Annotated in this window: 22 protein-coding genes and 3 pseudogenes; 7 read left to right on the forward strand and 18 right to left on the reverse strand. The window is 30.7% G+C overall.

Annotated features, from left to right (window positions below):
* Window position 1 precedes the first annotated feature (1 nt).
* From ACZ267_RS02895 to ACZ267_RS02930, 8 genes and pseudogenes are all read right to left on the reverse strand, one after another.
* On the reverse strand, window positions 2–616 hold the full coding sequence (locus ACZ267_RS02895; RefSeq protein ID WP_047211287.1) for a DUF5080 family protein: 615 nt from the start codon (window positions 614–616) through the stop codon (window positions 2–4).
* Window positions 616–1,065, reverse strand: a complete 450-nt coding sequence (locus tag ACZ267_RS02900; RefSeq protein WP_227705989.1) for a DUF5085 family protein — start codon at window positions 1,063–1,065, stop codon at window positions 616–618. Before ACZ267_RS02900 ends, ACZ267_RS02895 begins: the two co-directional genes overlap by 1 nt.
* 1 nt (window position 1,066) lies before the next feature.
* Complete coding sequence (locus tag ACZ267_RS02905) at window positions 1,067–1,387, reverse strand: DUF5085 family protein (RefSeq protein ID WP_239216988.1); 321 nt, start codon at window positions 1,385–1,387, stop codon at window positions 1,067–1,069.
* Window positions 1,388–1,489: 102 nt separating this feature from the next.
* Window positions 1,490–2,128 (reverse strand): DUF5079 family protein, encoded by a 639-nt coding sequence (locus ACZ267_RS02910; RefSeq protein WP_079449119.1) that lies wholly within the window; start codon window positions 2,126–2,128, stop codon window positions 1,490–1,492.
* Between the two features lie 103 nt (window positions 2,129–2,231).
* Window positions 2,232–2,624, reverse strand: a complete 393-nt coding sequence (locus ACZ267_RS02915; protein ID WP_047211290.1) for a DUF5084 family protein — start codon at window positions 2,622–2,624, stop codon at window positions 2,232–2,234.
* A gap of 1 nt (window position 2,625) precedes the next feature.
* A complete protein-coding gene (locus ACZ267_RS02920) occupies window positions 2,626–3,015 on the reverse strand; it encodes a DUF4064 domain-containing protein (protein WP_047210517.1) in 390 nt (129 codons plus the stop codon).
* A gap of 17 nt (window positions 3,016–3,032) precedes the next feature.
* A complete protein-coding gene (locus ACZ267_RS02925) occupies window positions 3,033–3,407 on the reverse strand; it encodes a cystatin-like fold lipoprotein (RefSeq protein WP_047210518.1) in 375 nt (124 codons plus the stop codon).
* Between the two features lie 14 nt (window positions 3,408–3,421).
* Window positions 3,422–3,893, reverse strand: a pseudogene (locus tag ACZ267_RS02930) (DUF5083 family protein).
* A gap of 326 nt (window positions 3,894–4,219) precedes the next feature.
* On the opposite strand from ACZ267_RS02930, the gene ACZ267_RS02935 reads away from it, so the two are divergent.
* From ACZ267_RS02935 to ACZ267_RS02960, 6 genes are all read left to right on the forward strand, one after another.
* Window positions 4,220–4,831, forward strand: a complete 612-nt coding sequence (locus tag ACZ267_RS02935) for a DUF5067 domain-containing protein (RefSeq protein WP_047210520.1) — start codon at window positions 4,220–4,222, stop codon at window positions 4,829–4,831.
* 104 nt (window positions 4,832–4,935) lie between these two features.
* On the forward strand, window positions 4,936–6,420 hold the full coding sequence (locus ACZ267_RS02940; protein ID WP_047210521.1) for a DUF6583 family protein: 1,485 nt from the start codon (window positions 4,936–4,938) through the stop codon (window positions 6,418–6,420).
* Between the two features lie 154 nt (window positions 6,421–6,574).
* Window positions 6,575–7,741: an ABC transporter permease gene (locus ACZ267_RS02945; protein ID WP_047210522.1), complete on the forward strand. Its 1,167-nt coding sequence runs from the start codon at window positions 6,575–6,577 to the stop codon at window positions 7,739–7,741.
* Window positions 7,738–8,658, forward strand: a complete 921-nt coding sequence (locus ACZ267_RS02950) for an ABC transporter permease (protein ID WP_047210523.1) — start codon at window positions 7,738–7,740, stop codon at window positions 8,656–8,658. The genes ACZ267_RS02945 and ACZ267_RS02950 overlap by 4 nt, the downstream gene beginning before the upstream one ends.
* Window positions 8,659–8,673: 15 nt before the next feature.
* The gene (locus ACZ267_RS02955) at window positions 8,674–9,348 is read left to right on the forward strand and encodes an ABC transporter ATP-binding protein (protein WP_047210524.1); all 675 of its coding nucleotides are present in this window, start codon (window positions 8,674–8,676) and stop codon (window positions 9,346–9,348) included.
* A 24-nt stretch (window positions 9,349–9,372) separates the two neighbouring features.
* The gene (locus tag ACZ267_RS02960) at window positions 9,373–10,296 is read left to right on the forward strand and encodes a hypothetical protein (protein ID WP_047210525.1); all 924 of its coding nucleotides are present in this window, start codon (window positions 9,373–9,375) and stop codon (window positions 10,294–10,296) included.
* A gap of 176 nt (window positions 10,297–10,472) precedes the next feature.
* Here ACZ267_RS02960 and isaB read toward each other — a convergent pair whose 3' ends face one another.
* The 8 genes and pseudogenes from isaB to pflB form a co-directional block, all read right to left on the reverse strand.
* Window positions 10,473–11,015 (reverse strand): immunodominant staphylococcal antigen IsaB family protein, encoded by a 543-nt coding sequence (gene isaB / locus ACZ267_RS02965; RefSeq protein ID WP_058714336.1) that lies wholly within the window; start codon window positions 11,013–11,015, stop codon window positions 10,473–10,475.
* A gap of 113 nt (window positions 11,016–11,128) precedes the next feature.
* The gene (locus ACZ267_RS02970) at window positions 11,129–13,078 is read right to left on the reverse strand and encodes a glycosyltransferase (RefSeq protein ID WP_308217848.1); all 1,950 of its coding nucleotides are present in this window, start codon (window positions 13,076–13,078) and stop codon (window positions 11,129–11,131) included.
* Window positions 13,073–13,996, reverse strand: a pseudogene (locus ACZ267_RS02975) (CDP-glycerol glycerophosphotransferase family protein); the annotation flags it as partial. The pseudogene ACZ267_RS02975 and the gene ACZ267_RS02970, both read right to left, overlap by 6 nt.
* 173 nt (window positions 13,997–14,169) lie before the next feature.
* Window positions 14,170–15,033: a UTP--glucose-1-phosphate uridylyltransferase GalU gene (gene galU / locus ACZ267_RS02980; protein WP_047210527.1), complete on the reverse strand. Its 864-nt coding sequence runs from the start codon at window positions 15,031–15,033 to the stop codon at window positions 14,170–14,172.
* Window positions 15,034–15,337: 304 nt separating this feature from the next.
* Window positions 15,338–16,732: a YfcC family protein gene (locus ACZ267_RS02985; RefSeq protein WP_047210528.1), complete on the reverse strand. Its 1,395-nt coding sequence runs from the start codon at window positions 16,730–16,732 to the stop codon at window positions 15,338–15,340.
* Window positions 16,733–16,872: 140 nt separating this feature from the next.
* Complete coding sequence (locus ACZ267_RS02990; RefSeq protein WP_463680285.1) at window positions 16,873–17,745, reverse strand: hypothetical protein; 873 nt, start codon at window positions 17,743–17,745, stop codon at window positions 16,873–16,875.
* Between the two features lie 205 nt (window positions 17,746–17,950).
* Window positions 17,951–18,706, reverse strand: coding sequence for a pyruvate formate-lyase-activating protein (gene pflA, locus ACZ267_RS02995; RefSeq protein WP_047210530.1), 756 nt, complete (start codon window positions 18,704–18,706; stop codon window positions 17,951–17,953).
* Window positions 18,707–18,725: 19 nt separating this feature from the next.
* A complete protein-coding gene (gene pflB / locus ACZ267_RS03000; protein WP_079449120.1) occupies window positions 18,726–20,972 on the reverse strand; it encodes a formate C-acetyltransferase in 2,247 nt (748 codons plus the stop codon).
* Window positions 20,973–21,310: 338 nt separating this feature from the next.
* Between pflB and ACZ267_RS03005 the strand changes: the two are divergent.
* Window positions 21,311–21,978 (forward strand): annotated as a pseudogene (locus ACZ267_RS03005) (M15 family metallopeptidase).
* 106 nt (window positions 21,979–22,084) lie between these two features.
* On the opposite strand, the gene ACZ267_RS03010 reads toward ACZ267_RS03005, so the two are convergent.
* Window positions 22,085–22,723, reverse strand: coding sequence for an NAD(P)-dependent oxidoreductase (locus tag ACZ267_RS03010; protein WP_047210532.1), 639 nt, complete (start codon window positions 22,721–22,723; stop codon window positions 22,085–22,087).
* A 109-nt stretch (window positions 22,724–22,832) separates the two neighbouring features.
* Window positions 22,833–23,261, reverse strand: a complete 429-nt coding sequence (locus tag ACZ267_RS03015) for an Rrf2 family transcriptional regulator (RefSeq protein ID WP_002466793.1) — start codon at window positions 23,259–23,261, stop codon at window positions 22,833–22,835.
* Window positions 23,262–23,506: the final 245 nt, after the last annotated feature.

The following is a 23,506-nucleotide window of genomic DNA, read 5'->3' on the forward strand; positions in this document are numbered from 1 at the left end:
CCTATCTTTGTATTAGTAATATCACTATGAAAATAAATAACCAAATCGACATCAGTAATGGTCTTATTGATATGAGTCTCCATCGTCCTTTTGTTATTCTAAAAATGATATCTATAATAATGTAAATCACAAATATTACGATAAAAATATATATTATGATAATGTTTCCAAATGCAAAATCTTCTTTATACTGTGATGATGCTTTGATTGACATTGTGATCATAAATATAAATGAGATCAATAATGATATTATGCCCTTATATTTAGCTATTTCTAAATTAATTTTCATACTTTCAATTTTGTCATATTTATGTTGTGTAATCATTTTATCTGATGACTTTGTTAGCTCTTGAATCTTTACTTTCAAAGGCCTAGACCACAAACCCCTTACACCCATAATTCCATACAACAACACACCTATATTTAATATGAGCATCAAGTTTTCAAACTGATTTGCACTTTCTTCTTTTATGAGAATCACAGGTATTAAATATAAAATGAGAGCTAAAATATATGTCATTATTGGCAATACTTTAAGACCGCCCGAATGCATTACTGATGTAAAATGCACCAAATAAAATAAACCAAACACGATAATCACAAGTATAATATCCATTATGTGTTAGAGACCTCCATCACTTTGACCTTTACATCAACCCAATTCAAATCATCTATTTCATTTATGATATGATAATATGGTGAAATTCTTCTCATTTTATTTTTTTTCGCAAATTCTTCAATTTCATATAATAGTTTAGGCTCTTCATTAGAATAATCATCACCTATTAATCTTCCATGCAACATTTGGTCTATATATAAAAACGTCATAAAGTTTAAATATTTATTAGGAACAAATGATTTGTTAACAGGTGTCATCATTTTCACATTAACCCTATTGTCTTTCATTACCTGTGTATAAAGCATAATTAGTGGACCATTTTTCTCTAAATCAAAAGCATTAATCAAATTATAAAAATCAATTGCACATTCATCGAGTTTGTTAATACTGTAATCAACGTATTCTTTATATACTACATTTCGGTACATTATTTCTGAAAAATTCATTTTATTCAACCTCATCTATATTAATTTCGGCATGAATTTCATAAATCTCTCCCCCAAAGTAATGAGACATCACATGATAGAAAGGTTTATCTGAAAGAGTTATATCATTTTCAAAAGCAAATATCTGAATATCCTCATACATAGCTTCAAAATCTTCCTCATCAAAACATTTATGAGAAATTGTCGGATAAATTTCCAACGTAGGTTGATACTTAATATTTAATTCAGGTATGTCTTCAATTTCATCATTGAGTGATATATATGTTACAAAATTAACTTCACCCATACCCATATTTTCTTTATTAAAAATAATTGGTCCCATTGTATATATATCATTCGACACAAAGAACTCTTTAATTCTATTTTCGCTATATGAGGCATTATTAATACATCTAATTCCATTAGTCCCATCCTTTATTATTTTTTAGTTATTTTTGTCATCATTTACTTCTGTATAAACATTTACATACAGTAAATAATATTGAGTAACTATAAAGTTACATGCAAAAATAAATAGTAGAGATAATAAAAATATAAAATGTGATTCTGCAATGTTTGGAACAACAAAATATTCTACAATTTTTTGAATATATATCAAAGAAGCTAACCCCTTCAAAATAATGATAGCCACCATCTTATTCTCTTTTGACCAATTAGGAGTAAACATCATTAATAATATACTTAATATATGAGCAGTAGAACAAAATAATAATGTCATAATTCCAAAATACCAATAATTATCCAAATAATAATGATGCTTAGCAGCCACAAAAAAGTATAAATTGTAAAATGTCATATATACAGTATAACTACTTAATATGTTAATTATTAAATAACGCTTTGCTCTTTTTATAGGTTTCGTCACTTTTTTTTCTAAGAATTGTAAAAGGCCTAGAATATTAATTATAATTGCTATTATCGTAGTTACTACTAGGTAAATCGGTGTATACTCTATAGTCAAATCAAAGTTATATTGTAAACATGAAAAAAATATAAAAATTAATGAAAATATATTTAAATATTGAATTGCCGGTTTTCTTAATTGTTTTAATGATTCTTCCATTAATACATCCTCCTTATTACGTATATATAGCGCTTTCTAATATATGTATAAACCAATAGGACAGTATTCTCATCACCCCGTCCTAAACTACATTCTATTCGTTTTATTGTCTTAATCGTGATTGTTGTTTTTTATATACAAACCATGTACCAATAGTAAATAAAACAATGCCAATGATAAATAATGGTAATCCTAACGTATTAAAAGTTTCACCGTATAATTTTGTTCCTATATCATTAAAATCAGTTTTCATTACAAAGTAAAATAGAATAGACATCAACGTTATGACAGCGTATGTTCCAATGATTGACAAATATATTGTTGGTTTTGAAACAGATTCAAGTGCTTTTGAATTTTTATGTGGTGTGTAGACAAATAACCACATAACATTCAGTGCTACCATTCCAAAGCTACCTACACATAGAATAAATCCATATACACTTATTAAACTTAAAATACCTGCAATTGTTAAAAGTATCCACCAAGTATATTTCATACTACGACACTTCTTTTCTAGTTTTGTTATAACTTAAGATAGAAATACCACTGATTAACCAAACAATAAATGTTAATAGATTAGCACTGATCACTGCTCCAATAATATGCATAATACCGCTCATTTTATTATTAACAAATAACTTTTTCATAGCGAAAATACCTAATAAATCTGAAACTAAAGAAATAACAAATAAAACGACAAATACCGTAACGAATGTTGCTTGAGCTGTTTCTGGACTTTGTACTGTTTCCTTTCCATTAACTGTTGTAGTTAAATCCGGTTGTATAATGCCTGTAGCTGATAAAATTAAAAATAATAAAAATAATAATGTTAAAAAGCTTTGAATGATAACGCCAATTAAAGACGTCACTTTAATTAATTTTTCCATTTTCTCTCTCCTATAATTCAGTTTACTTTGATATCTTTATAATCAGCTTTATGTTCTTTAACATATGTTTCTGCGTCGAAGTGCTCTTTATAGTATATTTTGTCATCTTTAAATACATAAGGTATAAAAAACAGATTACCACTATTTTTGAATGCTTTATAACTTATTATAATAAGTTTACCTTCATCAAATACGTATGTGTTTACTTTATCTTTATCAAATTCTGGTATGAATTCATCATCTTTTTTTACCATTTCTTTATGTGTTTCTTGCTGAATTTCCATAATTTTATTTATTTTACTTTGATATTTGTTTTCCTCTTGATTATCACTACAACCACTATTCAATATACTTATCAATATAACTAAAACACCTAAAATTAGTTTTTTCATTATTAACTCCTTAATCAACGGTTTTTGGTAAAAATGTCTTTCAACTCAAATGGTTTTCTGTCAGCTTTTATAAAGCTTTCCCAAAAATGATAAGCAGGTTGTCCCGACTTTTTATTTTCTCTAAATGAGCGAACATGTAAAAATCTAAAATAAAATGGAATCGCATATAAACCTGGAATCATATATAAAATTGACAATACCTTTGTGACTTTAACTCTATTGGCTAATTCAATATTTGTTTGATCATATTGATAATTTTTCAGTATTTTAAAATAAAAAATAATTTCTAACAATATGGTAATAACATATACACTCATAATTGAAATATAAGAATATAAAGCAACTTTATCACTAAAATCCCAACCGTACTGCAAGCGATTATTCATTAATTCTGCTAACATCGGTGCAAACATTAATAAAACTGTCATTATAAACGGAATGATTTCAAAAGATAAAAATAGCTTATTGATTTTTTATATTTTCCATTGCTTCTCCTCTGCATTACTTTTTATTTTTTTACTAACTCTTAATATTATTAGACAAAATTCAATTTAACTCTATTAGATAATTGTGCTTTTAAAACAATTTGGTATTACAACTATACAAAAATTTAATTAATCATAATCTATGTAAATATACTGTTTATCTATATATTTTAAACTAAATATTTTAAAATAAAAGTATTACTATTATATCTAATAAATGCTATACTATTTACCATAAATATTCATTATTTTAATATACATTTAATATTAAAACTTGAATGTTTTATTACATACTTTTACTTTTATAAAATTTTGGAGGTTGTGACTATGAAAAAATTATTAGCTTTACTATTTGCGTCAGTACTAGTATTAGCCGCATGTGGTGGTAAAGATGATTCTTCTAAGGATTCATCAGATAGTGATTCATCAAACAAATCATCTGAAAGCAAGAAAGATTCTGGTAATACTGATTCTGTTAAAGTTGATTCTTCTGACGATGATAAAGAAAAATCTAACTCTAAATTCAAAAATGATAAATTGACAAGTAAAGATTTTGATATTGAAATTTTAGATACTGAAATCGTTGATGCAAGTAAATATGCAGATGATGACAAACCAAATATTGCTATTGTTTATGGTGTTAAAAAGAAAACTGATAAAGAAGATGTAACAGCATCATCAGCATTCAGTCAAAGCTTTGAAGCATACCAAGATTCTAAAGATGTAAAAAGAAAATTAGAAACTGGGGATGCTTATGATAGTAAATTAGATAGAAAATACGGCGATAACGATACTGACGAAATCAATAAAGGTGGTAAAGTTAAAGCAGTTAAATTCTTTAAATTAAAAGATACTAAAACACCAGTAACATTACAGGTTAAAGATCCTAACGATTATAGCAACGATAATCTTGCTAAAAAGGAAATCAAGTTAAAATAATACAAGTAAAGTGGCTGAATAAATTGTTCGCAATTATTTAGTCACTTTTGTTAAATAGTTCAATTCTAATTGGGGGATTATAGCAAATTTTGGGAGGATACGATATGTCGAAAAAACTTAAAATCATCTTACCTATCGTGGTCGGATTATTACTTGTACTGGGAATAGCTTGGGGTGTATATGCATTTATTACTAACACACCCAAAAATACATATTTATTAAGTGAAAAGAAAACAGCTAAAAACTTAAATTCATATGTAAATGATCGTTTTGAAAACGAAATGAAATTCCAAGAAAAATATAACAATAATTCATTCTTATCTAAATTCGAAATTAGTGCAGATGCCTCTAAAGATTTTATCGAAGATCTTGGCTTACCTAAATCTGTAGTAGATGGTACAAAACTTGAAGGTACCATTGGCCACGATCCTAAAAGTAAGAAAAGTATCGTCAATATGTCACCTACAATCGTAGATGAAGAAATCGGTAAATTCCAAGCCAGTGCCGATGATCAAAATCAATATTACCAATCACCTTACTTCAAAGGTATTTATAGTATCAAAAATAATGAAATTATTGATGGATTAGCTGAATTGCAAGGTGTTGACCCATCTGAACTTAAAGATAAAGGCTATTCAAATGTTAATTTCAATTTGAACAATCAACTAGGCGTATTACACACACGTCAAGATGATATGGATAAAGTAACTGAGCGCTATACTGATTTAATCACAAATCAATTAGATGATGATGACTTTAAAAAAGGCGATAAAGAAAAGGTCAAAATTGACGGCGAATCTAAAAAGATTAAACCTGTCACATTAACTATTAGTAGAGAAAAAGCTAAGAAAATAACAGTAGCCGCATTAAAAAAAGCAAAGAATGACAATGAACTTTTGCGACTTTCAAATATGAATGAAAAAGATTATAACAAATCAATTAAAGATGCACTCAAAGATGCACAGGATGCTCAAGATAAAGATTTCCCTAAAATCGAATCTAAAATTTATCAAGAAAAGCACCAAATATTAAAACGAGATATTACTATTACTGATTCAGATGACAAAAAAATCACTATCAAAGGTACAAATAAAATTGATGATGATTTAAAAGTGGATTACAAAGTGTCTGGTAATGATAATACATTTGAGATTAATGGTACATCTAAAAAGAAAGATGATAACTACAAAGATAAATACACATTAACAAGTAGTATAGATTATGATCGTTATACAGTTGATATCGATAATAAGGAAAGTCAAAGCGATTCAAAACGAAAAGATGCTGGTACTGTAACTATAGATGATGGTACAGATAACTATGATATTGACTATGAAAATAATTTAGATACTGATACAAAGAATAATCAACAAAAACAAAAGCTTAATGTAGAGTTTAAAATAGAAAATGAACCTATTAACATCATTTTAAATGCAGATACCAAATTAAAAGAAAAAATTGACTTTGATACAAAAGGTGCTAAAGATTTTAATGATTTATCTGAAAAAGACAAAGAAAAACTAGCCAAAGAAATCAATAAAAGTTATAAAGATAATTTCAAAAAAATAACTAAAAAATTAGAAGATTAAGTAGCTAGAGAATGATATATCAAATACATTTTCAAACTATTGACTGGCTCATACCCCTATCCATTTCAATATAGGATATCGTAGCCAATACAACCATACGGGGTGGGACATAATTTCCACCCCATTTTTCATATCATTTAATAGGAGTGGTTATTTGAAAATACTAAAATTGTTTCACATCTACCACTCTTTTTTATTGAAGAAGTGGTGTTTATTTTTATATTTATTACTGATGATTATGGCTTTAATCACGACACTAACAATTCTACAACAACTTAACCAAGATCAATCTTCTTTCAAGATAGGTATCGTCGACAAGGATCACTCCAAAGAAACGCAACTTATTTTAGGGTCTGTAGGTAAAGGGAGTCACTTAGGAAAAAACGTCTCTTTGAAAAAATATGATGAACATCAAGCGCATCAATTGTTGCAACAACAGAAATTACAGGGCTATTTCGTCTTTGATAAAGGTATGACAAAGGCTTTTTATAAAAACGGCAGTCTTCCTATTTCAGTTTATACATATGACAAACAGTCCACTAAAAGTGTAGTCATTAACCAACTTACTCATTCTGTGTATGACCGCTTAATGTTATCAATGGGGGGCATTCTAAGTTTCACTCATCTTGCGGATAAGCCTTCTGACAATGAGACATTAATGACGATGACTGACATGCTATTTACAGGTCTCAATCGTACTGGTGCCTTCGATTATGAACCTATCAATATCTATGATACTGGTAGTTATTATGTGGTGACTGGTTATTTACTTTCAATATATATCCTATGTCTCTCACTCTATACTGTACTTAAAATGAACCAAGAATCTGCATTAAAAGAGCGATTACAAATGTTTCACTTTTCCTATGAGAAACTCACACTTGTCCGTGGGTTTATCGCTTGGTTTTACACGCTACTATGGTCAGCTATAGGGTTTATTTGGATTCATCATGCACTAAATAGTCCCTTTAGAAATTACAATTGGCCTACAGTAACTATTGAATTACTATACTTTGTAACAATGATGATCTTATGCTTAATCATAATCGATTTATTAGCTAAATCATGGTTGAATTTACTTTTAAAAGTCGGTTTAAGCATCATAATTATTGGATTTTCTGGTATCACTGTCCCAACCATTTTCTTCCAACATATATTTAATAATATGATAGTCAGTCAACCATTTAGTTTAGTCACTAATCAGATGCTAGAAATTACATTAAATAATTATATTTTAGATACACACCCTGCTTTTTATTCTAGTTTGGTTGTATTGATTGTGATGTTAATACTTGTACTTGTTTGGAGGTATCGCCGATGAAACCTTATATTCAACTTGTGATTAAAAAACAATGGCTAGCTTATTTAATCTTGATATTGACGATTGTCTTAACATTAACTGCCTTATGGTTGGGTCAAAAATCTGCAAATCAAACGTTTAAAATTCCAATCGCAGTACAAGATATGAGTCATACCCAATCATCTAAGCAACTCATACATCAAATTAATCAAAGTAAATATGTTGATGTTCGTCAACTATCTGAAGACGACTTTTATATCGATGATTTAGTAAAGAAAAAGGAAGTCATGGCAAGCCTACAAATTCCTAAAGACTTTGATCGTAAACTTAAAGACAACAATTTAAAGGCTGCCCTGCCGTTATATGGACGTGATGATTTCATAGGTAGTATAGCCATTGAAATCATAAGTCGTTCCTTATATGAACAACAAATTCCAAATATTATATATGAACATTTAAGTGATATAAAACAACCTAAAACAATGTCAGACATTCAAAAGCAATACAACAAAGACACACCCAAATCACAAATGACTACGCATGCCATCAATCATAATGCCAATCAATCTATCTCTATCGGCATTGTATTTGCCGTTGTGATATGGGTCAGTGTGATTCAAATTCTATCACATCAACGTCTTAAGCAAGATGCACCACTTCATCGATTATTTCTGACTCATCATAGTCAACTCAAACTTTATAGTACCTATATCATTACACATGTCATTATTCTATTTTGTATATTAGTGCTCATTAGTATTGGCATGCACCAACCTTTGAGTATATGGTTTTACTTGAAATCAATCATTATATTAGTAGTTTACGAGTTCGGTATGGCATTACTTCTATTTAAAGTAAATGTCTTAAGTCATCGTCTATTTATGGCGATTGTGTATGCCATGGTAATAAGTGTGATTTATATATGGATTCAATTATAAAGGAGTGTGATAAATATGATAGACGTTCAAAACGTAGCGAAACATTATAAGAAGAAGCACATTTTCGATTCACTAAATATGACATTTCAGAACAATCTCATCACTATTCTATTAGGTGAAAATGGTGCCGGTAAGTCTACGTTATTGCGCTTAATTGCTGGTATTGAAAAGGTCGATGCAGGTAGCATTCACTATTTTGGGAAGACATTAACTAAACGGCAAATCAGACAATTAGTGGGTTATGTACCACAAGACATCGCATTATTTGAACATATGACTGTTGAAGAGAATATTCAATTTTTCAAATCATTATGTGAACATCCAATATCAGAAGAGACGATTCAAAGTTATTTAAAACAACTTAATTTTGATGAAACCAAAGCTAAAGTTTCGAAGCTATCTGGTGGTAATAAAAGAAAAATCAATATATTAATCGGACTACTTAGCCAACCTAAGATTTTAATTCTAGACGAACCAACTGTAGGTATCGATCTCGAATCTAGATATGATATCCATCATTTATTAGAACAATTAAAATCTCAATGTTTAATTATTATGACCACACATCACTTGGATGAGGTTGAAGTGTTAGCTGACCACATTAAAATTATCGGTCAAAATCCTTTTTATCGTCATGTTCTTGAAGACAAAGGGATGGCTTATGAAAAATATAATAATGCATTAACTTAAAACATAGTTAAAGGAGAATTTTTTATGAAAAAATTAATTAGTGTATTTATTTTAGCATTAGTATTATGTTTAGCAGGTTGTAGCAATAGTAATAATGATAAAGATTCACATAAAAATGATGAGAAAAAATCAGAATCTAAAGCTAAAAGTAAAAGTGAACGTTTTAAAGAATACGATGACAATAGTGAAGCGTATGAAGAAGCTAAGAAAAAGTATAATAAACAAAAACCAATCTCTATGCTTAATAAATTAGATCCAATAATGACAGATAAAACTTTTACTAATCAAAAAGGAATGCAAGGTTGGAAAGATTATAAGAAATTAATGGATAAAGTAAAGCTTGCTGATTATAAATATACTAAAGAATCTAAGGGTTCTTCATTAGACGATGTTGATGCATTTTTCAAAGATAAAAAAGATGTAAAACGTCAAAAAATGGATGCAGGCGAAGATGGTATTAAGCAAGTTAATTATTGGTATGTCACTGGCTCTGGTAAAAAAGTCGGCAACACTAATTACCCAGAATATTATACTGAAATCATGACTAAATATAAAGACGGTAAACTTATTTATGCTTCTGTTGAACCAGGTCTATATCATGTAAGTTTCAGTGATGCTGTAGAAAATAAAGATTTCACTAAAGTTAAAAATTTAAACCAATTATTAAAACTTAACCAATCAAAACCTGTACCATATAGTGTAGCTCAAATGAATTATGAAGCACTTCCAGTTACTAATGTGTCAATATTAGTTAAAGGTGAAAAGGAAAAAGACGAAAAAGCCGATTCTAACTATTTAGCTTATTTTAATTTCTCACCTGTTAAGTATGATAAAGATAAAAATCATGAAGTAGTGAGTGTTAATGGCGCTCCGTTTGAAAGTGCACAAGCAGACTTTGGTAACTATGCTTATGTCGCTATGAAAGAAGCACTCAAAGAAGCATTATAAAAAATATCCTCAACTTAAATGGATGAACACCATTGAATATAGAGTGATGATTGATTCACACTTTTCAATAGTGTTGATACCACAAGTTGAGGATTTTATATTTATGTTTCTTCATTTAGATTTCTTTTAAAAGTATAATTATCTACCCTTAGACAAACCGCACACTTACCCTTACTTTATCCTTCTGTATTCACTTGACCGACTGTTACAGTTGATACATAGCCCTTTTTAACTACAAATTGTAATCGCGTAGCATCACCTTGATAAACATAAGTACCATCATCAGGATATTGTGCATCATTACTTGTATGAGGGATATGTTTTAGCTTTGATGAATCATATACGTCCTTCATCTGTTGTAATGACACACTTGGATTTGCTACTGAAAATCTCACACTCGATGCTGAATGGGAATCAATAACTGTGATATCTTGATCAAACACTTGCTTGTTATACGTTGATTTTCCATCATCATTTGATACAACTTGGTAACCATTAAATGAAACAGTTCCTTTATCTAGTGATTTTAGAAACGATTCATCAAGTAAAAATTGTGCGTGATTACCGACATTTCCAGATTTTTCAAACTGAGTATCATGGATATCAGTATGTACTGATGACATATTTGTTTGATTAGTTTGGGCATGTGCTAAACCATTCATCGGTATCACAGTTAAAGTACAAATTAATACGAGACCTGACCATCGAATTAACTTCATATTTATTCTCCTTTACACAAAATATATTGATACATTTAATGTAACAATAACTTGATAATCGGAGACCTATCTTTCCTAGTTGATGGTTAGCAATGCCTGTACGTCTATATGAATTATTTAAAGACTTCTTCAAATTCCTTAATAGACGATTGTCTAAATGGTTCGAAATTAAATGGTTTAATTTCATATTGATTATATCTATGTTTATATAAACCGTTATAGATTCCTTTCGCATTATTATCTACAATAATGGCTTGATCTTCTTCTAAGTATTGAATTGTTTCTGGAAGGTCTACAGTGATTACATCTGTTTCTAGCGCTAATGCTTCGTATACAACTAATCCTAATCCCTCGTAATTTGATGATAATACAAATGCATCACAATTCGATAATAGTGGGTATGGATTATTCATTCCACCTAAAATGACGATGCTTTCCCTAGCCGATGAATTTCTAACCCTATTAATCGTTTTACTTTTTAGTGGACCATGCGGACAAACTAAAACTAAGAATATATTTTGATTGATTTCATATAAATCTTCGAATGCCTCAATTAATTTATCGTGTCCTTTTTGATAATCATATCGTCCTATATTAATGTAAACCTTAATATTTTCATCATATATAGCATTTAAAAGTTTCACTTTAGAAATTCTAAAGTGATTGTAAAAATCAAATATTGGTTTTTTAGATAACTGATTTTCATTATCTAAAACTGAGTGATTCATATAGTTAGACACTTTTTCGAACTGTTTACCAAATAAATAATCATATTTAGCTGATAAATCTTTTTCTCTTTTTAAAGTTTGATAGCTATCTAAAATTAATTTTTCAACTTTTGGAGATAGTTGTTGTCGAGGTTGGTTAATTGCATCATTACTCAAATCTTCATTTTCATCGATTTCACTATCTCTATATTGTTCTATTCGATCGTTTAACTCAGGAAAATCAAAGTGCAGTTCGTCTTCTTTATCTTTTAATGTAGGAAGTATAGCTGATACAAACTCTTCAAATGCTAGTTCATATACCAAATCTTCATTATCATTAAATATACCTTGAAGTCTGTGTATAGACTCATTAATCATTTCAACCTCTTTATTAACGACATGAGTTAAATAGTCACTAAGCTTGTATGTTGAGCTAATTTCAATAATTTTATCTATGACTAACTTATAGTTTATATTTTTCTTATTTTTAATTTCATTTAATAGAGTTTGAATTTCATCTTTAAAGTTCTCTAGATGAATTTGGTTCTTAGATTTATATGCATTGTCATTAAAAGAATAATCGACCTTAACACCCTCTAATGATTCAAACAAATCTTCATTACCAAGATTTCGAGTTCTATTTTCTCCTAAGAAATTATTCACAGTTGTCATTTTATGACTAATACCTTTGATATTGTTCACTAGATTCTCTCTTAAATTATTATGTACCAAAACAATCTTATCTACATCTTTATATGCGCCAAATACAATCTTTTTACTAAAATTACGTTTGGCTTTATATTCTTCAAACATATCAGTATGCACCCATATAGCTGTTTTAGCATCTATATGTCTCATCATCTCAGCTTCTTTTCGTTCAAAACCAGTATAATGAATCATCCAATCTATTTTTACATCTCCGAATAATCGTTTGAATTCTTCTCTATAAAGGCGTTTTAACTGGTTTTTCCTAGCTTTTGCAGAATAATTTTCATCCCATAAATACTTTTTAACTAGCATTCGATCATATAAATTACCATTTAATTCCCCAGTTGTAGGATAAAAAAGTACATTTTCTGGAAGATTTAGTAATCTATAATAGTGCTCTGGTTTCACCTTAGATTTTTCAAAAAAGCATATATAGTTTCGTTGAGAGGTGTCAACATTTTCCAAAGTATTGATAAGTGCCGTCGTTACACCATTATTCCAAAAGCCCCCGCTAAGAATGGCTACAGTTTCTTTTCCGTTGTGTATATCATATTCTATAATTGAATCTTCCGTATAATCATTCAATATATTTTTAGTTATTTTATAGGCGCCTGCTTGGCTATCGTATTTAGTGAATCTATTTTTCATTTCAGTGTAATCAGTGGTTGGTTCAATTTTATTAATAACCTTTTCTAATTCTTCTAAGGTATCTGTATTAATAAATGGATAATCTGTTAAATCCTCATACATTCCTCTAGTATTGGCGTATTCATCTAAGTCATATGTATATAGAATGACAGGTTTATCCATGTTCAAATAATCTTACATCACTAATGAATAGTCTGTTATTAAAGCGTCTGTAGCAGTTAAGAATTCATATGTTTCAAAGTTTTCTGGGAAGAAACGAATATTTCTATACGTATTTTTTATACTATTTTTTTCGAAATCATGAAGTTTAACAAATAATATAGTATTGTCATCTAAAAATTTATCTAAGTAGTTGAGCATTTTTTCGACTTCTGTTGATTTTTTTACCTTACCTACTGTTCCTCTCCATGTCGGTATGTAACTTATCACTTTTTTATTCTCTAGACCTAAGTTTTTTCTAATAACTTCTCGTAATTCCTGATTATAAAACACGCTATTTCTAGGTGATGGTCCGACAACTACTTTACCAGGATAGATATTTTTTAAATTATGTGAATCCACTAAAACGTCTTTAGTATGTTCATTACTTACAATAATTTTATCAGCCATATAGAAATTTCGTTGAACGTTAGCAACATCTACGACTACTTCCATATCTTTCCCCATATTTTTTAAAGGTGTACCATGCCAAATAATATAATATTTTTGTCCTTCTCTTTTACTGAAGAATGGATAAAATGTTGTATCATTGATTAAATACTCAGAAACCGCCATCAATTCATAATATTCTTCTGATAAATGTTTCACCATATGAATGTTAGAAATTCCTTTTTCATCAAGCAATTTTTTATGCTTGTCTGGTTGTTTAGAAACGATGAAAATTTTACTTTTTTCAACCTGTTTTTGAATTTCATCAATAAGATAAAAATATGTCCCCTACCGAATCCCCATGAGTGGACTCTAATACAAAATAGTTTTTTTGTATCTTTTTCTTTCTTCGATTCTCTATATAACAAAATTTACCTTTATTCTTTTTGTAATTATCAATCTTTTTTTTAATATCTACTTTTTTCAATTTTTTTCTCCTAATATTAAAAATTCAATTCTCTAATATATTTTTTCACATCATCTTTCATATCTTCGTCTTTTAATGCATATTCAATCGTTGTTTTAACGAAGCCTAGTTTTTCACCGACATCGTAACGATCACCTTCGAAATCGTATGCGTATACTTGGCTTTCGGCGTTCATACGTTCAATTGCATCTGTTAATTGAATTTCGTTACCTGCACCTTCTTCTTGTGTTTCAAGATAATCAAAGATTTCAGGTGTTAGTACATAGCGTCCCATAATCGCTAAATTAGATGGTGCTGTACCTTGTTTTGGTTTTTCTACGAATTTCTTAACTTCATAACGTAAACCCGATTTTTCTAATGGATCGATAATACCGTAACGGTGTGTGTCTTCTTCAGCTACTTCTTGAACACCAATTACGGATTTACCTGTTTCATCGTAAACATCCATCAATTGTTTAATTGCTGGTGTGTCTGATTCCACAATGTCATCACCTAATAATACAGCGAATGGTTCATTTCCAATGAATTGACGTGCTGTATGAATGGCATGGCCTAAACCTTTTTGCTCTTTTTGACGAACATAGAAGATGTTAGCTAAATCTGTTGAGTATCGAACCTTTTCTAATAGGTCATTTTTCCCTTTTTCTTGTAATACCATTTCTAATTCTTTTTGGTTATCGAAATGATCTTCAATCGCACGTTTATGTTTACCTGTAACGATAATGATATCTTCGATCCCTGCTCTTGATGCTTCTTCAACAATATATTGAATTGTTGGTTTATCTAAGATAGCTAACATTTCTTTTGGCATTGCTTTCGTTGCTGGTAAAAATCTTGTCCCCAAACCAGCTGCTGGAATAATTGCTTTTTTAACTTTCACTCAAATAGCTCCCCTCGAATAACCGTTTAATCCCTCGAATAAATCATTTATTAGATTAATAATAAATATATATAGTATATGTATTACTTACATAGATTTATTCAATTTATTAAAAAGTTAAGTATTTACACCATATTATATTATCACAACATTCCACTTATTTTTAGTATTAATTTTTATAAATATTGTACTAGTCTGTATTGTGTAGCGATTTAAATTGACTTATTCTATAAAAAAACTGATTCTACACCTTAGATGTAAAATCAGTTTTAAATATTTTTCATTTATAAATTATATAAACTTACTAGTAACCTATCACCAGAGCGATGGACATCGCTGTAGCACAGATAATGATCCATACAACAATGAGTTTCCATGCAAATTTTAGCCATTGTGTATATGAAATGCGCGCAACTGCTAAAGCACCCATCAGTGTCGCTGATGTCGGGAATAAAATATTACTAATGGCATCTCCATATTGGAAGGCTAGCACTGTAATTTGTCGATTGATGTGTAGTAAATCTGAAATAGGTATCATGAGTGGCATTGTTGTTAAAGCTTGTCCTGAGCCTGACGGAATAAAGAAATTCAATATAAATTGTAAAACAAACGTCACCATGATGACTAATGAAGCAGGTACGTCAGATAATAGTGTTGTCATACCATGTACAATCGTATCGATGATTTTACCATTTTCTAATAACACGACAATCCCTTTAGCAATACCCACGACTAACGCACCATAGAGAATATCTTGCATCCCTTTAACTAGTGCATCAAATGTTCCATTAAATCCAAGTCCAGCGACTAATCCTGCTACGATACCAGCCAATAGAAAGTTGGCACTCATTTGTGTAAAGGTCCAATCATACTTAAAAATACCAAATACATTAAATAAAATCGCACCAAGAATCAATGCTAGACTGAAAGCTTGCCTCTTACTAAAATGTTGATATTCAATTTCTGTATTAAGTTGTCCTTCTTCCTTTTCCAACTCATAAACAATACTCTTCGACTTATTCTTTTTAACTTTTTGACCGTAAAGCATGACTGTAGTAATAGCTGCAGTGAGTATAAAGACGTATATAATCGTACGTAATCCCCAACCAGAGAACAATGGTAACTCAGCTACTTTTTGCGCAATACCAACAGTAAACGGATTAAGCATACCACCCATAAATCCGCTTCCGGCTCCTAATATGACTACCGCTGCACCTGTTAATGCATCATAACCAAGTGTACGAGCAATCAACACTCCTATAGGTACAAAAATAATCGTCTCCTCTGATAATCCGATAGAAAACCCTAAAATGGAAAAGGCCGTCATCGTCAATGGAATCATTAAAAAATTGGCTTTGCCTAATGTACGCATTGCTTTGTTCACACCATTTTCAAATGCACCTGTTTGGTGAACTATCCCAAATGCACCGCCTACTAAAAATACATAAAATACAATTTCACCGCCACTTACCAAACCTTCTGGTACTGCTCTAAAAATATCTAAAAATGATAAATGCTGATTCGCAACTTCATGGTAAGAACCAGAAACAACTACTGTTTGACCACTTTTCTTTTCTCGTGCATATTCCCCTGCTGGTATCACATAAGTCATTATCCAAGCAAATATAATAACCATTAATAATAAAGCATACGTATGAGGTGTTTTAAATTTGAACTTCTTCGATTTTTCTTTTTTCATATGATTAATCCCCTTTTTAAATCATTGAAGTTAATATTTTTATACCGATACCCTATTTTCAGAAAATTAACAATAATTTATTTAGAAATTTAAAAAGCGCTTAGTAACCTTGATATGTCACTAAACGCTTCATCGATTCATTATTCTTCTGATTGATTACTCATTTGCTTTTCTTTAACTTTATTACCATTTTGATCGAGTTTAATTATTTTATCTTTCTCACTCTTATATGTACCCATGATTTCCCCATCATGATTACGATAATTCACTGTCCAATTACCATCGTTGTCTATACGGATGTTATCCCAAAGGTAGGTTTTATTATCTAATTCGCCATCAAATTCACTGATTTCATTATAAATTTGGCTTCTCATATGTGCCATCGTATTAGCAGCGTTTTTATCTGGATCATCTGCTTTTTGTGCTGCACCACTATCAACGATTTGTATTTTCTTTTCCATTTCTGGTAAAGATCTATTATCTTTATTTGCTTTATATAACTGATTAATATCTAGTTCCTTACCATCTTTAGATAAAGAAGCATAATCATTTAATGCACCTTGTGTACCACCTATAAATATTTTATTTTTATTTACACCTATAACAGAAGCAAACTGACCTTTCGTTGGATATACTTGATAAAACTTCATGCCATCGGGTGCATTTTTTATAGAATCCACTTTCTCTAACATTAGATCTTCCATTTGCTTTTTCTCAACTTCAGATCCCTTTTTATACTCATAAATGCCTGTTAGGATTTCATTTTTAGTTAACATATATTGATCTGCTTCGTCAGCATAAAAAGCTAATGTTAATTTTTTCTTTTCTGATAATTGAGTCACTGACGTACTTTTGTTTTCATTTTTATTATCTTGTTTTTCTTTATTACTATCATTTGTTTTAGACGCTTGCTTGTTTTCTTCTTTCTTATCTGTTGCGTTCGATTTTTCACCTGAATGACAACCTGCCAAAACTAGGAATGCTGATAAACTTAATACGAAAATTCTTTTCATCAAAATGACTCCTTTCAAAAATATATTTATTAATATAAATGTAAATAAAACACTTATTAATATCAAGACAATTCAGAATATTGTATTTAATAACTTCACATATTATTCTTTTTACAAAGATATTTGAATAATTAAAAACACACCAATTCCAATAAGGAACTGATGTGTTTGTGAAGGGTGTGTAGTGTTATGGGTTTATTTCTTTTTATAATGTAATTGAGATCTTCCCTTTGAAATTGACGTAACGGTAGGCTTTTTTGACCGCTTCATCGTCGGGTGGTTCAACATTTTCTAATTGATATGGGATGCCTAAATTTTTCCACTTATACACGCCGAGTTGGTGATAGGGTAAGATTTCAAATTTTTCAACGTTATCAAGAGAATTAATAAATTCTCCAAGTTGAATGAGATCTTCTTTATCATCTGAGATACCTGGCACTAGGACGTGACGAATCCATACAGGTTGTTTCATATCTGACAATTTACGGGCAAATTTGAGTATATGTGTATTGGGTTTGCCTGTTAATTGAATATGTTTTTCATTATTAATATGCTTTATGTCTAATAATATAAGATCTGTATGTTTCTGTAGTTCATCAAAGTGTCGGTTAAACGCTGGTGTATCATTGACGCATCCTGCAGAGGTATCAAGACACGTATGTACACCATTTGCTTGTAGTTCTTTGAATAACGCTTCTAGAAATGGCATTTGTAGTAATGGCTCGCCACCGCTTACGGTCACGCCGCCACCAGATGCATCAAAGTAAGGTTGATACGGTAATATTTCATTAACCATTTCATCTACAGTAACTTCTCTAGATGGTTCATTGATTTTCCAAGTGTCTGGATTATGACAATATAAACATCTTAATAAGCAACCTTGTGTAAATAATATATATCTAATACCTGGTCCATCGACTGTGCCCATACTTTCGACGGAGTGTAAGTGTCCTTTAAGCATTTTGCTCCCACCTTATTTTCTACATTTGTTCGTGGAATGTACGTGAAATGACATCCAATTGTTGTTCGCGAGTTAATTTAATGAAGTTAACTGCATAACCAGATACACGGATTGTTAATTGTGGATACTCTTCTGGATGTTCCATTGCATCTAATAATGTTTCTCTGTTAAATACATTGATATTTAAGTGATGACCATGTTGCATTGCATAGCCGTCTAACATACTTGTTAAGTTTTTATTCTGAGCGTCTTCTTCTTTACCTAATGATTTTGGTACGATACTAAATGTATTTGAGATACCGTCTTTACAGCAGTCATAAGGAATTTTAGCAACAGAACTTAATGAAGATAATGCACCTTTTTGATCTCGACCATGCATTGGGTTTGCACCTGGTGCAAATGGTTCGCCAGCTTTACGACCGTCTGGTGTGTTACCTGTTTTCTTACCGTAAACAACGTTAGATGTTATTGTTAATACACTCATTGTATGTTCTGAGTCACGGTATGTTTTATGACTACGTAATTTTGTCATGAAGCGTTCAACTAAATCGACTGCGATATCATCCACACGGCTATCATTATTACCATATTTAGGGAAATCGCCTTCGATTTCGAAGTCTGTAACTAGGCCTTCTTCATTACGGATAGGTTTTACTTGTGCATATTTGATTGCTGATAAAGAGTCAGCTGCTACTGATAAACCAGCAATACCTGTTGCCATCGTACGAATAATATTTGTATCATGTAACGCCATTTCAATACGTTCATAACTATATTTATCGTGCATGTAATGAATGATATTTAATGAATTAATGTATACACCTGCAAGCCAGTTCATCATTTTTTCAAATTTCTCAAATACTTCATCATAATCTAATACGTCTGAATGGATACCTTCATAACTTGGACCTACTTGTTTGCCAGATTTTTCATCTTTACCACCATTGATAGCATATAGTAATGTTTTAGCTAAGTTAGCACGAGCACCGAAGAATTGCATTTGCTTACCGATTTTCATTGCTGATACACAACATGCGATACCATAGTCATCACCATAGCTTTCACGCATTAAATCGTCGTTTTCATATTGAATTGAGCTTGTTTTAATACTCATTTTTGCACAATAAATTTTGAAGTTTTCAGGCAATCTTACTGACCAAAGCACAGTTAAGTTTGGTTCAGGTGCTGGACCTAGGTTATCTAATGAATGTAAGAAACGGAATGAGTTTTTCGTAACTAATGGTCTACCATCAATACCTACACCACCGATAGATTCAGTTACCCAAGTTGGATCGCCAGAGAATAATTCGTTATAGTCTGGTGTACGTGCAAATTTAACGATACGTAATTTCATAATGAAGTGGTCGATAATTTCTTGTACTTCACTTTCTGTAATGTCACCGTTTTTCAAATCACGTTCAGCATAAATATCTAAGAATGTTGATGTACGTCCTAAACTCATGGCAGCACCATTTTGTTCTTTGATTGCTGCAAGATATGCTAAGTATAACCATTGCACCGCTTCTTTAAAGTTAGTAGCTGGTCGACTTAAATCAAATCCGTACATTTGTCCTAGTTCTTTTAATTCATTTAAGGCACGATATTGTTCGGATAATTCTTCTCTTAATCTAATCACATCTTCTGACATTTCAGTAGACATTGTATTAAAGTCTTTAAGTTTTTCTTCCATTAAGAAGTCAACACCATATAATGCCACACGACGATAGTCACCGATGATACGTCCACGACCATATGCATCTGGTAATCCTGTAATTATTCCAGCTTTTCGACAATTTAACATTTCTCTGGAATATGCATCGAATACACCTTGGTTATGCGTTTTACGATAGTCTGTAAAGATTTTTTCTGTTTCTGGATCTAATTCATAACCATATGCTTCACATGCTGCTTTAGCCATACGAATACCACCGAACGGTTGCATTGAACGTTTAAATGGTTTCTCTGTTTGCACACCGACAACTGTTTCTAAATCTTTGTCTAAATATCCAGCGTCATGTGATGTGATTGTGGATGCTACTTTCGTATCCATATCCCACATACCACCGCGTTCACGTTCTTCTTTAGATAATTGCATCACTTGGTCCCATAATTTTGATGTTGCTTCAGTTGGACCTTCTAAAAAGGCATCGTCACCTTCATATAATGAATAATTTAGTTGAATAAATTCTCTCACGTCTACATGTCTATTCCAACGACCATTTTTAAAACCTTGCCAAGCACTAGTATGATGATTTGTTTCTAACATACTGTTCGCCTCCATTTCGTTTTGTTAACGTTTTCACATGTAGTGTAGCATGTTTATTGTGATAATTTTCACAAAATTTATGACTAATTTTCAACTAAAATATGGCTGATTAGCGAACCTGTATCTTAAATTAATACAGAATTACATTTTTATTCACTGTTACATAACAGATTTATAAATATCATAAATTCAAAATTAAAATACTTACATAAAAACCAAATGAATTCATTTCTTATATACCATTATTATACTAATAAAATATGTTAAACTTATTTCGTGTACAATTAGTTGGGTATTTGGTAAATCACGTTAACAATATAAAAGGAGTTTTGTGTGGTATGAAAAAGTTGTGGACTGTGCTATTGATGGGATTACTAGTACTATCAGCATGTTCAAATTATCATTCTGAAGGAAAAAATGAAGCGAGCAAGCAAGATAGTAATAAACAGAATCAATCTCACAAGAAAGTTAAAAAGATGGTAAAACTTATATTGACGGTATCTTAATGGTGAATAAGCAAATTAAATTACCAAAAGACTATAATCCTGGGGAAAATCCTAAAGCAGTGAAAGCATTAAATAAAATGATTACTGATGCGAAAAAAGATCATATCAATTTATACAAAATTAGTGGCTTCAGAAGCTATCAAACTCAAATTCAATTATTCAATAATTATAAAGCTAGAGATGATGAAAAAGCAGCTAATAAATATAGCTCTAAACCAGGTCATTCAGAACATCAAACTGGTTTATCATTCGATGTGGGTGCACAGGGATCTGATAAAAACTTATACCGCAGTTTTGGTAAAACCAAAGAAGGTCAATGGATTAAACGCCATGCAGATGAATATGGCTTTATTATTAGATATGGTAAAGGCAAAGAAAATGAAACTGGCTATCAATATGAGCCATGGCATTTACGCTATTTAGGTAAAGAGAAAGCCAAAGAAGTCAAAGAGTCTGGCCAAAGTTTAGAATCTTATTTAGTTTTATATCCTAAAAAATAATAAAAATAAGGCTGAGATACATGATGGATAATGTGAGTGATTGTGTGATATGTACACATCAACTCATAACCAGTCCTCATGAATATCTCAGCCTTTTTTAATTCTATTATTTTGCTTCTCCCACAACAGTAAAGCGTTCATTAATGTGTTGAGGATTTTCAATTTCGTCTACTAATGCAACGGCATAATCTGCATAACTGATATAGCTATTTCCCTCAGAATTAACAATTAATTGATCTTTACCAGATTGGTAATGACCTGTTCTAACACCCTCTGGATCAAATTCTGCAGCAGGGCTTAGGAATGTCCATGTTATACCTTCTGAGTTGCGTAATTCTTCAAGGTTTTGTCCTTGACCACTTGCTGTAGGTTTAACAATATCAGGAAATTCTGGTGTGTCGATTAATTGAACTGTATGTGCATCATCTACATATAGACTTCCGGCACCACCAACAATAATTGCTCTTGTATTTGTTCCTTTTAAAATATCAATTAAATGACGGCCTGCATTGATATGTCCTTCTGAATCGCCTAATGGTTCACCAAAAGCATTAACAACAACTTCAAATGATGCTATGTCTGTAGTTGTTAAATCATGAATGTCTTTCTCGATGATTTCTACTTCCGTATTTGTTATTTTTGATGCATTTCTCACGATGGCAGTTACTTGATGTCCTCTATCTAAAGCTTCTTTTAATACAAGTTGTCCTACTTTACCTGAAGCGCCTATAATTCCTATTTTCATTGTGAAACTCCTCCGTTTATCTCTTTTAAGATTAATTACATTTTGAAATGTGCTTATCATTGATGTAACTGTAACAGTTACAGTTACATAAAGTCGAATAACGAATACGCTATTCATTATGTTGCAATACTTGATTAACGATATCGTTCATTGTCACTTTCGCTAGAACACCTTCCATAGCATCTTGTGCTTGCATTAATATAATCTCTAACACCCCTTGAATGTTAGCACCTACCACACAGTTCACGTTCGTGTCTTCATGTATCTGAAACAATTGTCCTTCTTCAACCACATCTACAGCATGATATACATCTAATAATGTAATATCTGATAACGGTTTTAGTAAGTATAGACCGCCATTGCCACGATACATATCTACTAATTGTGCACGTTTAAGATAGCCAATAATGCGTCGGATAACAACGGGGTTAGTATTAACACTGCCAGCTATATATTTTGATGATAGCTCTTGATTGGACTCTATTTGAATTAAAGATAATATATGCACTGCTACTGTAAATCTACTACTAATTTTCAAATGAATTAACCTCCTGTAACCATTTTAGTTACACTTATATCTTTTGTCAATTTGATTGATTTTTAATTTTTAAAAAACAGGTCGGGGCATAAATATATTTCAAGTTACATTTATATTTAGGCCGTAGTTGACTTACACATGCGTATTGACTCATGTGTTCAAATTAATCTTTAGAGGTATACATGAACTAAAGTTCATGCATAAAACCGTCTAAGTAATAAATTACAAAGACGGTCTAATGTACC

Source organism: Staphylococcus sp. AC872 (assembly GCF_979255425.1).

What these genes read in the sequence shown, in the direction of transcription:
- ACZ267_RS02925 (WP_047210518.1), bottom strand. Translation starts at nt 3,407, where the DNA reads ATGAAAAAACTAATTTTAGGTGTTTTAGTTATATTGATAAGTATATTG.
- ACZ267_RS02910 (WP_079449119.1), bottom strand. Translation starts at nt 2,128, where the DNA reads ATGGAAGAATCATTAAAACAATTAAGAAAACCGGCAATTCAATATTTA.
- ACZ267_RS03010 (WP_047210532.1), bottom strand. Translation starts at nt 22,723, where the DNA reads ATGAAAATAGGAATTATAGGCGCTTCAGGTAAAGTAGGACAACTTGTA.
- ACZ267_RS02950 (WP_047210523.1), top strand. Translation starts at nt 7,738, where the DNA reads ATGAAACCTTATATTCAACTTGTGATTAAAAAACAATGGCTAGCTTAT.
- ACZ267_RS02935 (WP_047210520.1), top strand. Translation starts at nt 4,220, where the DNA reads ATGAAAAAATTATTAGCTTTACTATTTGCGTCAGTACTAGTATTAGCC.
- ACZ267_RS02905 (WP_239216988.1), bottom strand. Translation starts at nt 1,387, where the DNA reads ATGGGACCAATTATTTTTAATAAAGAAAATATGGGTATGGGTGAAGTT.
- ACZ267_RS02955 (WP_047210524.1), top strand. Translation starts at nt 8,674, where the DNA reads ATGATAGACGTTCAAAACGTAGCGAAACATTATAAGAAGAAGCACATT.
- ACZ267_RS02985 (WP_047210528.1), bottom strand. Translation starts at nt 16,732, where the DNA reads ATGAAAAAAGAAAAATCGAAGAAGTTCAAATTTAAAACACCTCATACG.
- ACZ267_RS02960 (WP_047210525.1), top strand. Translation starts at nt 9,373, where the DNA reads ATGAAAAAATTAATTAGTGTATTTATTTTAGCATTAGTATTATGTTTA.
- ACZ267_RS02920 (WP_047210517.1), bottom strand. Translation starts at nt 3,015, where the DNA reads ATGGAAAAATTAATTAAAGTGACGTCTTTAATTGGCGTTATCATTCAA.
- ACZ267_RS02970 (WP_308217848.1), bottom strand. Translation starts at nt 13,078, where the DNA reads ATGAAAAATAGATTCACTAAATACGATAGCCAAGCAGGCGCCTATAAA.
- pflB (WP_079449120.1), bottom strand. Translation starts at nt 20,972, where the DNA reads ATGTTAGAAACAAATCATCATACTAGTGCTTGGCAAGGTTTTAAAAAT.
- ACZ267_RS02990 (WP_463680285.1), bottom strand. Translation starts at nt 17,745, where the DNA reads ATGAAAAGAATTTTCGTATTAAGTTTATCAGCATTCCTAGTTTTGGCA.
- ACZ267_RS02895 (WP_047211287.1), bottom strand. Translation starts at nt 616, where the DNA reads ATGGATATTATACTTGTGATTATCGTGTTTGGTTTATTTTATTTGGTG.
- ACZ267_RS02915 (WP_047211290.1), bottom strand. Translation starts at nt 2,624, where the DNA reads ATGAAATATACTTGGTGGATACTTTTAACAATTGCAGGTATTTTAAGT.
- ACZ267_RS02940 (WP_047210521.1), top strand. Translation starts at nt 4,936, where the DNA reads ATGTCGAAAAAACTTAAAATCATCTTACCTATCGTGGTCGGATTATTA.
- ACZ267_RS02900 (WP_227705989.1), bottom strand. Translation starts at nt 1,065, where the DNA reads ATGAATTTTTCAGAAATAATGTACCGAAATGTAGTATATAAAGAATAC.
- isaB (WP_058714336.1), bottom strand. Translation starts at nt 11,015, where the DNA reads ATGAAGTTAATTCGATGGTCAGGTCTCGTATTAATTTGTACTTTAACT.
- pflA (WP_047210530.1), bottom strand. Translation starts at nt 18,706, where the DNA reads ATGCTTAAAGGACACTTACACTCCGTCGAAAGTATGGGCACAGTCGAT.